This is a genomic window from Paenibacillus filicis (genome assembly GCF_038070315.1).
Classification (GTDB): domain Bacteria; phylum Bacillota; class Bacilli; order Paenibacillales; family NBRC-103111; genus Paenibacillus_G; species Paenibacillus_G filicis.
In genome coordinates, this window is record NZ_JBBPCC010000022.1 from 83,470 (window position 1) to 99,559 (window position 16,090).

Genomic DNA, 16,090 nt, shown 5'->3' on the forward strand with positions numbered 1-16,090 from the left:
AAGATGAAAGCGGATGAGTGAACTAGAATATATTCCCCGGGTAGCTTCGAGGCCAGATCAAGCCGACGCAGCAAACGAACGGGCCCTAAGCACAGATAATAAGGCAGAGAGCTGGCTGGCCATCGTAGCCCTCTTTATGGTTTCGCTTAATTTGCGTCCGGCGGTTACATCGATCGCTCCCGTACTGGAAAGCATTCGACGCGATCTCGGCATGAACGGTGTTGCTGCCAGTTTACTGGTCTCGATACCCGTCCTCTGCATGGGGCTTCTCTCACCACTGTCCGTTCGATTCGGTAATCGTCTGGGAAATGAAAAGGTTATTGTCTGGTCGCTAGTTCTGCTCGGTGGAAGCACCCTATTGCGTATCCTCGTTCATACCGAAGTGCTGTTGTTTTTAAGCACTTTATTAGCAGGTATTGGAATCGCAATAATGGGACCTTTGCTGTCAGGCTTTATTAAAAAGCATTTGTCCCGTAGCATACAGGCGATGATCGCCTTGTATTCCATGGCTTTATCGCTCGGTGCCGCTCTGGGTTCCAGCTTGTCGGCTCCCTTTCAAATGCAGCTGCATTCGTGGCAAACGGCACTTTCGCTTTGGGCCATACTTGCCATAGCGGCCGTACCGTTTTGGTTAGGAGTATTACGGCGTCAGACCTACGCCCCGACTGCAGCAGCGGCCCTGTCCAGAACGTCGAAATTGCCTTGGAAAAATAAGAAGGCGTGGTTGCTGGCTGTCCATTTTGGGCTCCTGGCTATGGTTATTTATTGCCTGATTGGCTGGCTGCCGCTTATGCTGATCAATGCAGGGGATTCGGCCCTGCATGCAGGGTTGATGCTGACGGTGTTTGCCGTGATTCAAATTCCAAGCGGGCTCATGCTGCAAATGCTGCTGAGACGGTTTCCTTCGAGACTGACATGGTTAATTGCTGCGTCATCTATGCAGGCAATCGGGCTTATCTTTCTTTTCTCTTCCATGCTTTCTTGGCTCGCGGTTCTTCTGTGCGGATTCGGTTCAGGGGTACTATTTGCTCTCAGCAGCTTGCTTCCTATCGAAGCCGCGTCAAGTCCTGAGGAAGCGGCCTCTTGGGCAGCGATGATGCAATCTGTAGGATATTTGATGGGCGCGGCGGGACCGATCCTGATGGGTTGGGTTTACGACGGAATGGGGCAATTCAGGCTGGGGATACTAGGCATGATCTTGGTTTCCTTGATGCTGGTCGTGATACAATTATTCATAGTTCCGCGAAGAGAAGAATCGGCTTCGTAAGATGGTGAAAATCGCAATTAGATCAGAACAAATTCGGAGGTATCGATATGAAAATATTCGTAGCCGGTTCAACCGGGGTGATTGGCCGTTCTCTGCTTCCAAAGCTAGTGAGGGAAGGTCACGAAGTCATAGGAATGACTCATAGCCCTGAGCAGAAGCAGGTTATTCAAGCATTAGGAGCAAAGGCTATCGTTGCAGATGCATTTGATCGAGAGGGGATACTAGCGGCAGTTGGGGAGGTAAGGCCGGATGTAGTCATTCATCAGCTTACCTCGCTCAGCAATTGGAGTTCGGCTGATAATGCTAGGATCAGGATGGAGGGGACCCGGAATTTGGTGGATGCCGCTCAGAAGGCAGGCGTTCATAAAATGATCGCTCAGAGTATCGCCTGGGCTTACGAACCGGGCGATCACCCCGCTACGGAAGAGGTTCCCTTGGATATCCAATCTTCCTCGCCACGCAAAACAACAATTGATGGCATCGTCGCATTGGAAGGGGCGGTTGCAGAGATTCCGAATCACGTCATTCTCCGGTACGGCACGCTGTACGGACCAGATACCTGGTATGACCGTAAGGGAGCTATGGCGGACAAGATACGGAAACGCGAGCTCCCGGCAACGGATGGGATCACTTCTTTCTTACATGTTGAGGATGCGGCGAATGCAGCCTTACTCGCATTAAATTGGCCGACCGGTACGCTGAACATCGTAGACGATGAGCCTGCCCCGGGTACGGAATGGGTGCCCGTCTATGCCGATGCGTTGCAAGCTCCTGTGCCCGAAATTCAACTGGGAAGTAGTGGCTGGGAACGTGGTGCATCGAATGCTAAGGCAAGGAAGGAGTACGGCTGGGAGCCGGTATTCCCGACTTGGAGATTGGGGTTTGCGCAAGCTTTAAGCTAAATCTTTACGGTAAACAGTGAGGTAGCCCTGGAGCGAAGCATGTTGCAGGGAACGCTTTATACTATGGAATGGCGGGAGGACAACAGAGGCAGGTTTGAAATTAATTAAATCGAGCAGGCCGGGTTCAATCTGCGTAATCAGGGCTGTAATTAACAGGCTCCTGCCAGGAATTCGTTTCCTGTCAGGAGCCTGTTTTTAATGTGCGCCCGGCATGGGCGATAACTAGGTTGTGAAAAGTCTAGCTAATGGCTAACGGACAGGGCCCCCGGTTGATCGGTCGCATGGCAGCTGAGAGGAGAACGGAGATGGAAAGAGGTTACGACGGAGCAGTTTGTAAAGGGTCCCTGCATGATCAAGCGCAGTGGCCCGGATTATTCTGTGGCTTACGCGATCGCTGGCTAGCACTCGTTGAAGCCTTGTTTCTTGGCTCGTTTTTCAAACTTGTTTCTTCCTTGATTATTAGCTCTTGCCTACATATTAAACAGTTCTTAGCTTCTAAGCATTTTCTCATAAAAAATAAGTTCCAAACCTTTGATTGTTTTTCTATAAACTTCCTTAAAACCGAATTTCTCGTAAAGTTTTTGGGCAGGCAGTTGTTTGGCTGTCGTGTCCAAATGGAGTTTTTTATATCCTAACTCATTTGCTTTGGTTTCAAGACTTTCATAAATTTTTTGCCCGTAGCCCTTTCCTTGATAATCTGGATGTACCCTCATTCGTTTTACCTCTGCGGATATATCAGATGTTTTCCTAAACGCTCCCATTGCAATTAATTTGTCATCAACAAGTCCTACCAAAAATTCTCCAGCGTTATGCAAGTAAGCATGTTCTATATTGTGTAAATCATCATCCCAATTTCCATTGCCTAAATTAGTCCCTGTCTGATTTAATCCGATATTATGGAGTTCCCATACAGAGTCATGATCAGGTGTTTTGTATCTTCTAATAATCATATAAATCCTCCGCAAAATATATTGCTATTTATTTCCATTCTTCCTTTATGCCAAATGCCAGCCCAGTATCCATTATTTTCAGATAATCTCCTCAAAGATTTTTCTATAAACATTAGGGAATTCTCAACTTGATTAGTTTTCTCCGGAAAAGTAAGCCATTTGCTTATATTTTCACGACTAATAATTGCATTTGGTAAATTTTGATAATCTAAATGTATCATACGTTACTGCCGCTGAACATAAACAACTTATAACAATCATTGTTCTGTTATGAACTCGAATGAAACAGAGACGAAAGGAATTTCATAGCCCCAAATAGCTATTTTAAAAAATGAAGAACTAAGTGAAAATAGGAAGAATGACAGTGGGAAAGGGCGTACAAACATGTATGTTTCTATTAGGGGTATGGCTGTAGCTATGCTCTTAGCAGCCTGCCTGTATGTCTTGTCTGCTCCGGGATGGGAGGTGCTGGCCTCCGGACATGAGCATATAAACGCGGGAGCAAGTGGAGAATGGGAGGATCTGCTCGGCAAATGGAAGAGCTTAGCGGAAACAAGCGCGGTCATGTTGCTTATAGGCGTTTACATGTTCCGTACCGCACTTTTGCCCACCGCTGGCGGGTGGGGGGTATGGCCTGCAATAGAACGGATGGAGCGGATTACGGCCGTCGTGATGCTGTATGTCATCATATTGGCAGGCTCCAACAATTCCCTTACCGTTGTGAAAGCGGTAATCGCTATCATGTGGCTGCTTGCAGCTTGGGGGGCGATTCCCTATGCCAAAAGTTCAACGATCGTTAAAGGGCTGTGCGCGTTAGTCATGGTTCCACTCTTACATATAGAGGATGTCGGATCTATCCTATCGATCCCAGGCATGATTGCCGTATTAGCCGCCAGTATCCATACAGTGTCGGGCGCAATCTGGGCTGGCGGAGGGATTTCGATCTATACGGCTTTGGCATTGAAGCCTGAGCTGCCAGCATCGCAATTCAAATTGCTGCTTGAGCGATTTCGAATAGGGGCTGCTACCGCTTGTTGCGGTATTTTGCTTTCAAGTCTGCTGATTTTGTTGCTAGGCTCAAGCACTGGGGAGGAATGGAAGAGCGGGTCGGAAAGTATTTGGCTTATGTGCAAGCTGCTGCTAATTCTTGTTATTGTGTGGATTGCCAAAGGTGGTTATGGGCGTTGGAGGCAAGCGGGGGATGACGAGCTGCGCTTGCGCTATCGTTACAAACAAAGGCTTCGTGTTTCATTAGGTTTGACTGTACCTGTGCTGCTGATCTCTGCCTTGACTTCACCGCCGATTCCTGGTGGAGCTACGCTAAAGGAGACCATTTATTGGCATGTGATGGGGGAAGAAGCACATATGTCGCTACGGATTCGGGAGCAGAATGCTGGAAGACAGCAGGTCCGTTTGGACATTTGGCTGCCAGCCGGCATGGGCAAACCCATTGCGGCTGAGGTCACCCTTCATCATGGGGAAGAAGCGGCGGAAGTGCCTTTGATTTACAAGGAGGGCGGTCCAGATCCTTATGGTTACGAAGGGTTTGACAAGTATACGTACGAGGCCAATGGAAGATATATGACCAAAAGCGGTTCGTGGACCATGCAGGTGATCGCCATCGATAGGGGGCAGAAGAAGCATACCTATGAGAAGGTGGAGGATATCCCAACGGAAAACGTTCATCAGTCTAATGAACTTAATTAAGTAGAGGAGAGAGGATATGCAAATTTGGAAAGTAGGAATCCTTTTATTCGACGGGGTGGAGGTGCTTGACTTTGCTGGACCGTTTGAAGTATTTGCAGTGACAACGATCAATCGTGGAAAAGCAGAGGCATATAAGCCTTTTGAGGTGTCGACGATTTCAGAAACTGGAAAGCTGATTACGGCAACCAATGGCTTGAAGATTACACCCGATTATAGTCTGGATAATGCCCCGTACTTTGATCTGCTAGTTGTACCTGGCGGTATGGGGACGAGACGCGAGATTAACAATCCAATCTTGCTGGATTGGATTAGCAAGCGCAATCAAGAGGTGAAGTGGATGACTTCTGTGTGTACGGGAGCGTTTCTGCTTGCTAAGAACGGCCTATTGAACGATAAACGCGCGACTACACATTGGGCGAGTATAGAGAGATTGAGGAATGAGTATCCCTCAATAACGGTTGTCGAACATGTGAAATTTATGGATGAGGGTCGGATTGTCACCTCTGCCGGTATATCCGCAGGCATACATATGGCCTTTCATATGGTTCGCCGACTATTGGGGACAAAGGCAGCGGAGGAAACCGCACGCTTTATGGAATTTGATATTGACTTTCAAGAGTCTCTCTAACTCATAGTCAGATTCGGAAAACCAAGGAGCTAAGCTGCCGTCTTGCTTAGCTTCTTGGCGTTTGAGTAAGCCTCTAGGAGTCTAACATAAGCAGATTTTTAAATCGGTTTCTGCTTTCTTCCATAACATCGAAATCTCCGTTAGACATGGACCAAAAAAGACTTACACCATTAGAGATATAACAAAGTGTACGGTGTATATCTTTTGCTGGAGCCATATTTTTAATTTGTCCTGCTTCTTGAGCACGTTGAATGAGCGTGATAATGATATTTCCTACCACCGATTGCTCAGGAGCCGGCGCCAACATCTCATTTCGGAGCGTGACCCTATAAAATTCCTTCGTCAATTGGTACCCGGCACGAACAATATGCTTGATATGAATTTCCATCAGCTTCAAGACCTGATTGGCGTAATCCTGGGCTGAGAAAATGGACATAAGATCTTCATTGGAAATCGGATTGTCCGATAAAAAGAAATCAATGATCAGTTCATCTTTGGACTTGTAATAATAATAAAACGCTGTTTTTGTCACATCCACTTCTTTACAGATCTGATTGATCGTGACCTGATCGAATCCATGCTTAATAAATAGGTCGATTGCAGCCGTTAGAAGCGCTTCTTTGATCGAAGGTTTATTGCCCATTGATAGTACACTCCTTTCCAGTCATTATAGTTCACCTGATAGTCAAAAACAACTTTACCTTGGTAATGAAAAATAAAACTTAAATATTGACAATATATAACTTGGGTTATATCATCGGAAGTATGATTCGACGAATCAATAATTGAATGATCATTAAATCTTTGGAGGGAATTGACGATGAGAATAGATGTTTGGTCGGATTTTGGATGTCCCTTTTGTGTGATAGGGAAAAGAAGGCTTGAGCATGCACTTGGTAAGTTTGCGATGGGGAATCAAGTAGAAGTTGTATATCGCAGTTTCCAGCTGGATCCTCATGCAGAAAACAGAACGGTGAGCACCCAGCAGCTGGCCCGGGAAAAGGGAATGACTGTCGAGCAATTGAAAGCCAAGCAAGCACAAGTAGCAGCAATGATTAAAAAAGAAGCAGGACTTGATGTCAGTTATGATCAAGTTACTATTGCGAATACGTTTGATGGTCATCGTTTGGTTCATTTTGCAGCCAAAGCGGGCAAGGGAGCTGAACTAACAGAACGCCTTATTCGCGCTTGCCTTTCGCAATCTATGAATATCGCCGATCACAACGTGCTTGTTTCCTTGGGCGGCGAGGCAGGGCTTAATGAACGGGACGTAGCGGAAATGCTTGAATCCGATGCTTATAAGGATTCGGTCAAAGCAGACATCGCCGAGGCTAAAAAGTTGAATATTACAGGAGTACCATTCTTCATGTTTAATAACAAATACGCCATTTCAGGCGCTCAGTCTGAGGAAGTTTTTTTGAATGCTCTGAACTCGATCTGGGATGAAGAAAAGGAATGGCAGAAAATGGAAGAGGAAGGCAAAGCAAAAGGTGAGGATAACTGCGCGGACGGGGTATGTAAGGTGTAGAGGGGAATAGTAAAATCTGCACCTGTTGAGGAGTTCGTCAGGAAATAAAAGCGGGTGCTGTCCTCAATGGAGGATAACACCCGCTTTTGAGTACAAGAGCATCGAATTACTTGGCGATTTTTGCGAAGTATTCCAATGTTCTAACCAATTGAGCCGTGTAAGACATTTCATTATCGTACCAGGCTACGGCTTTCACCAGTTGCTGGTCCCCAACCGTCAGAACTTTGGTTTGAGTGGCATCAAAAAGTGACCCGAATGTCATACCCTTAATATCGGAGGATACAATCTCGTCTTCCGTGTATCCATAAGTTTCTGGATCGGACGCTTCTTTCATAGCGGCGTTAACTTCCTCAATTGTTACTTTGGTGTTCAATACAGCTACGAGCTCCGTTATGGAGCCTGTTGCTACAGGTACACGTTGAGAGGCACCATCAAGCTTGCCCTTCAATTCGGGAAGAACGAGGCCAATGGCTTTTGCAGCACCTGTGGAATAGGGAACAATATTCTCTGAAGCAGCGCGTGCTGCTCGGAAGTCTCCATTTGGAGACGGAGCGTCAAGTGTGTTCTGGTTGCCAGTAAAGGCGTGAATAGTCGTCATCAAGCCGGATTGAATACCAAACTTGTCATGCAGAGCTTTAGCCATGGGAGCCAGACAGTTCGTTGTGCAGGAAGCGCCTGAAATGACAGTTTCCGTTCCATCCAGCGTTTCATGATTTACGTTGTATACGATTGTTTTCATGTCGGCTGTTGCCGGGGCGGAAATAACGACTTTCTTGGCTCCGCCCTTGAGGTGAAGCTCGGCCTTTTCTTTGGTGGTGAAGAAGCCTGTACATTCGAGCACAATGTCTACGCCAAGCTCGCCCCACGGGATTTCATCAGGGTTACGGGTAGCGAGCACCTTAACTTCTTTACCGTTAACTGTGAAGGCTCCGTCATGAACTTCGATGTTGGCCTGAAAAGTGCCTTGGGTAGTATCATACTTGAGCAGATGAGCCAACATTTTCGCTTGAGTAAGGTCGTTAATTGCCACAACCTCGACGCCTGTGATCTCTTGAATTCGACGAAAAGCAAGTCTTCCAATCCGTCCAAAGCCGTTAATGCCTACTTTTACACTCATGGAGTAGTCCTCCTGCAATCTTATTTATTCCAAGCAGACGAATGCCTGGCATGAAATCTAAGGAATGGGATCGCGCATTTATTCTTTCATCATTAGTATGTCCAACCAAATTAAAGGTAAGTACTGGGCGGTTACGGGAAAAAAGCTCTCTTAGAAAGGGTTTAATGGATTACATAAAGATACCGATCGGTATCTTTATTATATCATGATTTAATTGATTGACAAGACTTCCGTCGTAAAATTTGATATACGATTAGATTAGATCCATCATTTATTGGCGGAGGTTTAAGATGTAAGGCAGCAGCATGATCATGGATTATCATCGTTCATAATAATACAGGGCTAACCATAAGGTTAGCCCTGTTCTTTACGTTGTTACCTATACTGGTTTTTACAAGATAGAGTGTATGCCCACTGTCGGTCAGTAGTCATGGCGAAATATCCATATCAAAGTGAAACTTAACCCGGCCGCCTACCCATGACGTTATGGAATACTCCAGAGGCTGGCTCTCGGATAAGTAAGAGATGCTCGACACGCCTATAATCGGAGTGTCATAAATGACGCCCAGCAATTGTACGTCGTGAACTGTAGGACGTGAGGCCTCCAGGATGTTCTCAATGCGTACAGGCCGTAAGTTATAACGCGAAGACAGTGTGGTGCTAAGATGATTGTTAATAAGTCCTTGCGATATGATGTCCGGCACCAGATCATTAGCCATCCAAGAGCGGTTAATGGCGATCGGGCGGCCATTCTGCAAAAATAACCGCTTGTAGTAGGCAAGCTCTTGCTCAGGCTGCAGCCCTAGCGCCACATTAATATGCGGGATCGGCTTGCTAATGAAGCTTTCGATGACTTCTGCATCGAAGTTTACGCCTTTGCGCTCAGCCCCGCGCCATAGTGCAGAGGGGAGTTAAAGTCGTGGATCACCGGCTGAGGAATAGATATAATGAAATTCCCTTTCCCTCGTATTTTATTCAGAATACCATCCTGCTCGAGCTTAGCCAGCGCTTGACGAGCCAAAGTCGTAGACGAGTTCACCATCAAAATGGATCTTTCAAAAAAATGTGAATCTTTTAAAAAATAGAATCGTTCCCGAGTGGTCTTAGCTCAGGAATTTTCCTGCAGGAGATGGTCGTGTTATGATGCTTGTATCCATACATCTTTGAGGGAGGCTCGGAGCATGGCCAGAAAAAGATATGCCAATATGAATGCCGCGGCGAAGGTTAATTCTTGGCAGGATGTGCGAAAGTGGCAAAAGGAGCGAAGGACAAAGGTAAAGGATCTCAGCTTTACTGTGTCGCAAAGCCCGGACAAGAAGCTTGAATGGTTACGAACGAACCGTGAACAAACGACGATTACCTGGATTGGGCATTCGACCCTCCTGCTGCAAACAGCAGGTCTCAATATCGTGACCGATCCCGTCTGGGCTTCGCGTATGGGCTTTGCCAAGCGGCTAACGGAGCCGGGCATCGCGATCAGCGAGCTGCCGGAGATCGACGTGATCCTGTTGTCGCACGGCCATTACGATCACCTGCATATCAGCTCCTTGCGAGCCATGCCGGGTCGTCCGCAGCTGCTCGTCCCTGAGGGACTTGGCGGCATGATGAGTCGCAAGGGCTTCATGTCCGTAACAGAGCTTGCCTGGTGGGGAAGCTTTGCAGTCGGTGGAGCAGTCTTTCATTTTGTGCCCGCGCAGCACTGGACACGCCGTACACTATGGGACACGAACACCTCTCACTGGGGAGGGTGGATCATTGAAGGCAGGGGAGATGAGGGAAGCTCCGCTCAGGGCAACGGCGGCAGCATTTATTTTGCCGGTGACAGCGGCTATTTTGACGGCTTCAAGCAGATTGGCGAGCGTTTTGGAAGGCTGCAGGTTGTGCTGATGCCGATTGGAGCTTACGAGCCGGAGTGGTTCATGTCTATGCAGCATGTAACACCTGAGGAGGCCATACAAGCATTTTTGGATGTTAAGGGGGAAGTCTTCATCCCCATGCACTATGGCGCCTTCAGGCTAGCTGACGATACTGCAGATGAGGCACTTTCGCGCCTAAATCAGGAGTGGGAGAGGCTCGATCTTGAAGCTCACAGACTACAGACATTGCTTCTTGGCGAGACTTTAATCATATAGCGACAGGCAATGTAGCGGCTTGTTCTTTCCGCCTAATTCTTCAGGCAAACCAGGACGCTTCATTGGTGTAAGCTCGGTGACCCTGTAACCAGGGGCAATTGTTCAATGCAAATAAAGTATTTTCTTAGTGCTTAGATTAAGATTGGACTCCTTTTAATGCAACCAATTTCATTTAATAATCGTTAATAAAAGATAATAAGTTCATTTGAAATGGAGAGGAGAGTTCAATTCATGAAAATAATTAAAACATGGGGAATAAGCTTTCTAATTGCGATCGTTGCTTCATTTACTATTAAAACATTTGTCGCAGAAGCTATGGTTGTTCCGACTGGTTCGATGCTTCCAACCATTCAAATTAATGACCGATTAATTGTTGAGAAAATAATATGGATGGATGATTATCAGTTTGGTGATATTGTTGTATTCTATCCACCTATACCCGAGAAAGTTAATGAAAAGTATGTAAAAAGACTCATAGGAATTCCTGGTGATGTGATTGAAATTAAGAACGGGGTACTGAATCGTAACGGTGTGAAAGTGTCAGAAACTTACTTAAACGAGCCAATTCGGTATGAATTTGGTCCGATTACAGTCCCCGAAAACAAATACTTTTTTTTAGGCGACAACCGTAATGAAAGTTTCGACTCTCATTCGTGGACTACCCCTTTCGTGGATAAAGAAAGGTTGATAGGGAAGGTAGTTTTAAAAATTCCAACGCATTTAATTGATAAGAGGGATTTAAGGTAAGCTTTTTACTATCTTAGCTTCGCTAAGCAAACGGGAAACGTTAGCTCAGAGCTTTTTATCCCTTCTATGTTGGAATAGATATCGGTTCGGATTTCCATGTTGCTGCTTGCATTCCAGATGATGATGTTTTATGAACAACAGTTTCTTACACTGGCTTTAAATAGAGCATAAATAGCCCATTGCACTGTAAATTGGAAATGAAGAAGCTTCCAAATAACGGTGATGGGCTCATTAAAATTTTCTAAGCACTACACTACATTAGACTGGATGTTGCTGATCCAGCGCTAACGCAATTACTTATGATATTACTGCTTCATTCTGCAATCTTGCCATAATTTCATTAACGGTTTCTTCAGGGGACATTTCAGATGAATCTAACCACAATCCGATTCGAGGCGTTTCATTTCGTAGTACACGATCTAATGCTTCAACGCTCCAAACACCATAACCTTTCTTTGAACGAGCAGCCTCCCTGAATGTGACAACCGTCGAGTTTGGACAAAGCACCACTACATAAAATGGGCGGTTTCTGATATAAGAGATAAAATCATGTAGCATTGGTCCAACGACGACATCTTGAACAACAACTGTAAATCCCGCTTGATGATACGCCTCCGCAGAATGCGCGGCCAGACGGTATCGTAGCCGTAGCTGATCCAATTCCTCGCTTCTCGCGTCTGGATGAACCTCTTTGCGGTTATTAACAATCATTCTTCGGAAAATGTCTCCACGTACATGCACCGATTTCTCGAATCGTTCGGCGAGCAGCTGCGCCACTGTCGATTTTCCGCTTGCCATTATCCCGGTAATTAAAATAATGCGGGGACCTTCTACCAACATATGAGCATCATCCTTTTACTTAATACCTGTATGGTAAACGGAATTGATTACAGATTTAAGGGCGAATTTAGCTAATAATCATTTATTCCGTTCTTCTGCCTGTTAGCTTAACGCCAGCAGCTAGTTTACAGCTTTATTTTCCGAGTTTATCCTTTCCCTCCGACCGACGTAGCGTCTCGACCAGCTCTACAAAGTGGCGACCGCGCTCTTCAAAGTTGCGGTATTGGTCAAACGCAGTGCAGGCAGGGCTCAGCAGCACCGTGTCGCCCGGTGTGGCGAGCTTGTGCGCCAGCGCTACGGCCTCGGCCAGGCCTTCGCAATGGATAATAGGCGGGCAACTCGGCACTCTGCGCGCTGCAGCCTCGATTTGACTGGCCGCTTCGCCGATCAACAGTAGCACCTTGACATGATCAGGCAGCAGCCTAGCCATCTCGTCAAACGGTACCTTCTTATCTCTCCCGCCAGCGATCAGCAATACTCGGCCCGCGTGTGCGTGCAGCGTGGCGACGGTACGGGCGGGGCTAGAGCCGATTGAGTTGTTGTAGTACTGCACATCTCTCACAGTTGCCACCCACTGGTTTCGGTGCTCCACACCGACAAAGCTGCTTACCGTCTCCAGGATTGCCTCATCCGGCACGGACCCCCTCACGGCGGTCATGGCAGCCATAACGTTTTCCACGTTATACCACCCCGGCAAACGAATGTCACTGACAGGTACCAGATCGTCGATCACTCCATCACGGACGGTGTGCACGCCGAAATACTTGGTCTGCCCCTGCCCGCGTAGCGTGGCGGTCGCCGGATTATCTCCGTTAAGGACAGCAAGGTTGTCAGCACGCTGAAAATCCAGCAGGCGGCGTTTGGCGGCGGTATATTCATCCATATCGCGGTGCCAGTCGAGGTGATTAGGAGAGAGGTTGGTAATCACCGCCACATGTGGAGAGTGCGTCATGTCCATTAACTGGAAACTGGATAGCTCGACCGCGCACGCATCCAACGGCGACATCTCGCCCGCGCGCGTCAGCAGTGGCGTACCAATGTTACCTCCCAGATGCACCGTACGCCCCCCGTTTGCCAGCATGTCCGCAATTAATGACGTGGTGGTGGTCTTACCGTCCGAACCGGTCACACCGAAAATGGGGCAAGGACACAACTCAAAGAACTCCTCCATCTCACTGGTCACACGGCTGCCGGCAGCGCGGGCCGAGTCCGGCGCCGGATGGTCTGGGCGCATGCCCGGAGTACGGAAAACAATATCGCCCCCAACGCGATTCAGGTAATTCTCCCCTAGGCGCAACTCGACGCCTAGATCGTCCCACTCCTCCCGGGGCAAGGCCGGATTGCGGTCGCGAACGGTGACCCGCGCCCCTGCAGAGCAAAGCATGCGGATCAACGGTGAGTTGCTGACGCCGGCGCCGATGATGGTCACGTCCCGACCGGTCAGCGATTGAATATACGTGTCAAAAGCAGGATTCATAAGCACCTCCGCCAAAGAATGTCATTAAATCCAATATACCACATCATGGAACTTTCCTGCCTGCCAGTCAGCCATTCATGCGACGCAATATGTAGCGCTGCAGGTGAGTGCTGGAAATGGCTAATTACGACCGTAAAACCCATCTGAAGAGCATGCCGAATGGAAGGCAAGCACCTTAGAGAAGGTAGATTAGGCGATTAAACGCTCCTTCGAGTCAATAACAGCATCAATTTCAATAGCGTATCAGAAGAATCAGGTGTCTCGAAAGCGAGAGAACGGGCAGTTTCATACAAGGGTTTCTCATACAAGCGAAACATGCTAATATTAGAGTGTTTAAGGTTTTGCTATGAGGGAGAGTTAAACATGATCATCCAATTCATTCGTTTAAGGTAATGTAAGGTACAGCTCACATAACCCAGCTTTTTTAAACAAAGTTGCTTGGGTTTATTTGACTGTGCCTTTTTTCATTCACCTAATACGAATGAAAGGGTGCTCTTTGTGTTCGAAAAAAGTAAAAAGTGGATGAGCGCTGGCAAAATTAAGAGCTTTCAGGAGATATTTATATGCCCATTATGTAAAAAACAGATGCAAATGATCCACTTACAAAGTTTAGTTTGTAGCAATAAGCACTGTTTTGATATAGCAAAGCAAGGATATATAAACCTATTGTCTCGAGCCAGTAGTACTAAGTATGATAAAAAAGTCTTCGAATATAGAAGGGTAATTAGCAAAAGCGGTTTATTTAATCCCTTACATGCTGCGGTAAGTGAAATTATAATGAGTCAACTCCGGAGCCATGAACCTATAAGCATACTGGATGCAGGTTGTGGAGAAGGGACTCACTTAAATAACATACAAATGGAAATAAATCAGAAAAAGCTCAACCCACTCTTGGCTGTAGGAATCGATATTTCAAAAGAGGGAATTAGTTTTTCTGCAGCTGAATATTCAGATGGGATTTGGTGTGTCGCGGACCTGGCAAACTGTCCATTCGCAAATCAGCAATTCAAATTCATTTTAAACATTCTTTCACCGGCAAATTATTCAGAATTCCAGAGATTGATTACTGATGATGGTCTGGTGATTAAAATCGTCCCTGAACAGGATTATCTAAAAGAGCTAAGAGAAGTCTTTTACAAGGGATCAGATAAGCAGGTTTATTCAAATTCACTTACAAGTAGTCATTTCAACGAACAGTTCAAATTATTAGATGTTGAAAGCATTCGATATCAAGGAAATCTGAGTGAACCCTTAATCGAACCTTTGCTCGGTATGACGCCATTATCCTGGGGGACTTCCAAGGATCGCATAGAAAAAATTCTACAGATGAATCTGAAACAAGTCACTATGGACTTTAAAATCTTGATTGGTAAGAAATAAACCCCATGATTAAACCTTTAATGGGGGACGATAGTTAGACATAAAGGGTTCCACATAGTAGTCATGCATAATATGTAGAACCCTTTATGTCCTGCAATGTATAACCGAAGAACTGCGGCTTGTTAGTTGGATCAAATGTTATCCGGTAAGGCTTATTCTGGTCGTAATATCTTATTGGAAAGAATGATGATGCAAAGATCCTCATCGAAGAAGCTCTGCATGTAAGTTGTAATCCCCATATTATCCCCACCATGCGAAAACTTGTCTGTACCATATATATATGAATGTTCTAGGCCGTAACAGTAATGATTGAGATTTTCCCTGAAAAATCGGTTGTGAGCTTCTCGCGATAACATTTTTCGGTCCCTCAAACATTGATACCACTTATATAAGTCTTCGCAGTTTGACACTATTGCGCCTGCACCAATACTGAATTTTTCGTTGCTATATGGTGCTTTGATATAATGATCATAATCTATGACATAGTTAAATGATCTACCGTCGACAATTTTATCTCCATCATCAACAGTTGTATGGGCCATATGTAATGGCTCAAAAATGTTCCTGCTCAGAAATTCGTCATAACTCATACCGGACACATGCTCAATAATCCAAGCAAGTAAATGATAGTTGGAATTATTGTAGTCATATTGCTCGTTCGGATTGTGTGTTGGTCGCGTATTGATATACTTTGCAAAAAACTCATCCTTCGAGTAACTCAACCGATTCTCTTCACCAAAAAAATCATTTTCAAAATTATAAAAATTATAAAGGCCGGAGGTATGCGAGAGAAGATGATGGACGGTAATTTGGTCTGAAATCTTCATGTTCGATGTAAGGTACCGATTGGCGGGCTGATCAATGTCCAGTTGTTTCCTGTCATGTAAGAGCATTATGGCAAAAGCGGTAAATTGCTTGGACACAGAAGCTAGGGAGAACCGCGACTGCACATGATTGGGGATACCAAACTCGAGGCAGGCATAACCGCCGCTTCTTTCGAACACTACTTCCCCTTTCTGAATCACCTGGATGACTCCAAAAAAGTCCCACAAATCCAAGTATTGATGAACATACTTCTGGAGTTTATCCATGTATGACTTGTTCATTGCATTCACCTCATCACATTTGGTGTTGATTGTTGCCCCAACCCAATGTAAGGATACAGGTTTTCTGTCGTTTATACTATTATTGTAAGGAGCTGGAATAGCCTCCGTACTTAAATTATTTTTCTCGGCAAAATTCTGTATATGAGTCATAACGAAAAGCACTCGTATGTTGCGGATACTTCGCTTCGTACGAGTGCTTTATTTTTTTATATAGAGGAGAAGTTAATGATTGATCCTATTGGATAGAACCCAAGCTTTTACTTAGGGAACAGCCTCTTGATGGAAGCCATCGGCTAAGTCGGTGGTTAT

15 protein-coding genes and 1 pseudogene are annotated in these 16,090 nt (G+C 45.9%); 8 read left to right on the forward strand and 8 right to left on the reverse strand.

Annotated features, from left to right (window positions below):
* Window positions 1–13: 13 nt before the first annotated feature.
* Window positions 14–1,267 (forward strand): MFS transporter, encoded by a 1,254-nt coding sequence (locus WMW72_RS27235; protein WP_341418740.1) that lies wholly within the window; start codon window positions 14–16, stop codon window positions 1,265–1,267.
* 47 nt (window positions 1,268–1,314) lie between these two features.
* Window positions 1,315–2,169 carry an NAD-dependent epimerase/dehydratase family protein gene (locus WMW72_RS27240; RefSeq protein WP_341418741.1) on the forward strand — a complete coding sequence of 285 codons (855 nt, stop codon included), beginning with the start codon at window positions 1,315–1,317 and terminating at the stop codon, window positions 2,167–2,169.
* Between the two features lie 488 nt (window positions 2,170–2,657).
* Here the strand turns inward: WMW72_RS27240 and WMW72_RS27245 are convergent, their stop codons facing one another.
* Window positions 2,658–3,119 (reverse strand): GNAT family N-acetyltransferase, encoded by a 462-nt coding sequence (locus WMW72_RS27245; RefSeq protein WP_341418742.1) that lies wholly within the window; start codon window positions 3,117–3,119, stop codon window positions 2,658–2,660.
* On the reverse strand, window positions 3,116–3,340 hold the full coding sequence (locus WMW72_RS27250) for a hypothetical protein (RefSeq protein WP_341418743.1): 225 nt from the start codon (window positions 3,338–3,340) through the stop codon (window positions 3,116–3,118). Before WMW72_RS27250 ends, WMW72_RS27245 begins: the two co-directional genes overlap by 4 nt.
* A 184-nt stretch (window positions 3,341–3,524) precedes the next feature.
* Here WMW72_RS27250 and WMW72_RS27255 point away from each other — a divergent pair, with 184 nt between their 5' ends.
* Both WMW72_RS27255 and WMW72_RS27260 read left to right on the forward strand, forming a co-directional pair.
* Window positions 3,525–4,826 (forward strand): hypothetical protein, encoded by a 1,302-nt coding sequence (locus WMW72_RS27255; RefSeq protein ID WP_341418744.1) that lies wholly within the window; start codon window positions 3,525–3,527, stop codon window positions 4,824–4,826.
* A 16-nt stretch (window positions 4,827–4,842) separates the two neighbouring features.
* On the forward strand, window positions 4,843–5,454 hold the full coding sequence (locus tag WMW72_RS27260) for a DJ-1/PfpI family protein (protein ID WP_341418745.1): 612 nt from the start codon (window positions 4,843–4,845) through the stop codon (window positions 5,452–5,454).
* Window positions 5,455–5,527: 73 nt separating this feature from the next.
* Here the strand turns inward: WMW72_RS27260 and WMW72_RS27265 are convergent, their stop codons facing one another.
* Window positions 5,528–6,097 carry a TetR/AcrR family transcriptional regulator gene (locus WMW72_RS27265; RefSeq protein WP_341418746.1) on the reverse strand — a complete coding sequence of 190 codons (570 nt, stop codon included), beginning with the start codon at window positions 6,095–6,097 and terminating at the stop codon, window positions 5,528–5,530.
* A 177-nt stretch (window positions 6,098–6,274) separates the two neighbouring features.
* Between WMW72_RS27265 and WMW72_RS27270 the strand changes: the two genes are divergently transcribed.
* Window positions 6,275–6,982, forward strand: a complete 708-nt coding sequence (locus WMW72_RS27270; protein ID WP_341418747.1) for a DsbA family oxidoreductase — start codon at window positions 6,275–6,277, stop codon at window positions 6,980–6,982.
* Between the two features lie 106 nt (window positions 6,983–7,088).
* Here the strand turns inward: WMW72_RS27270 and gap are convergent, their stop codons facing one another.
* Together gap and WMW72_RS27280 are read right to left on the reverse strand one after the other, a co-directional pair.
* Window positions 7,089–8,099 carry a type I glyceraldehyde-3-phosphate dehydrogenase gene (gene gap, locus WMW72_RS27275; protein ID WP_341418748.1) on the reverse strand — a complete coding sequence of 337 codons (1,011 nt, stop codon included), beginning with the start codon at window positions 8,097–8,099 and terminating at the stop codon, window positions 7,089–7,091.
* Window positions 8,100–8,527: 428 nt separating this feature from the next.
* Window positions 8,528–8,962 (reverse strand): annotated as a pseudogene (locus WMW72_RS27280) (GntR family transcriptional regulator); the annotation flags it as partial.
* Window positions 8,963–9,280: 318 nt separating this feature from the next.
* Between WMW72_RS27280 and WMW72_RS27285 the strand changes: the two are divergent.
* Together WMW72_RS27285 and lepB are read left to right on the forward strand one after the other, a co-directional pair.
* Entirely contained in the window at window positions 9,281–10,231 is a 951-nt protein-coding gene (locus tag WMW72_RS27285; protein WP_341418749.1) for an MBL fold metallo-hydrolase, read from the forward strand.
* A gap of 231 nt (window positions 10,232–10,462) precedes the next feature.
* Window positions 10,463–10,978 (forward strand): signal peptidase I, encoded by a 516-nt coding sequence (gene lepB, locus WMW72_RS27290; protein ID WP_341418750.1) that lies wholly within the window; start codon window positions 10,463–10,465, stop codon window positions 10,976–10,978.
* Between the two features lie 297 nt (window positions 10,979–11,275).
* Here the strand turns inward: lepB and WMW72_RS27295 are convergent, their stop codons facing one another.
* Together WMW72_RS27295 and murD are read right to left on the reverse strand one after the other, a co-directional pair.
* Window positions 11,276–11,818, reverse strand: a complete 543-nt coding sequence (locus WMW72_RS27295) for an AAA family ATPase (protein ID WP_341418751.1) — start codon at window positions 11,816–11,818, stop codon at window positions 11,276–11,278.
* Window positions 11,819–11,951: 133 nt separating this feature from the next.
* Window positions 11,952–13,295: a UDP-N-acetylmuramoyl-L-alanine--D-glutamate ligase gene (gene murD, locus WMW72_RS27300; protein WP_341418752.1), complete on the reverse strand. Its 1,344-nt coding sequence runs from the start codon at window positions 13,293–13,295 to the stop codon at window positions 11,952–11,954.
* A 522-nt stretch (window positions 13,296–13,817) separates the two neighbouring features.
* On the opposite strand from murD, the gene WMW72_RS27305 reads away from it, so the two are divergent.
* Window positions 13,818–14,675, forward strand: coding sequence for a putative RNA methyltransferase (locus WMW72_RS27305; protein WP_341418753.1), 858 nt, complete (start codon window positions 13,818–13,820; stop codon window positions 14,673–14,675).
* A gap of 152 nt (window positions 14,676–14,827) precedes the next feature.
* Here WMW72_RS27305 and WMW72_RS27310 read toward each other — a convergent pair whose 3' ends face one another.
* Complete coding sequence (locus tag WMW72_RS27310) at window positions 14,828–15,931, reverse strand: serine hydrolase domain-containing protein (RefSeq protein WP_341418754.1); 1,104 nt, start codon at window positions 15,929–15,931, stop codon at window positions 14,828–14,830.
* Between the last annotated feature and the right edge of the window lie 159 nt (window positions 15,932–16,090).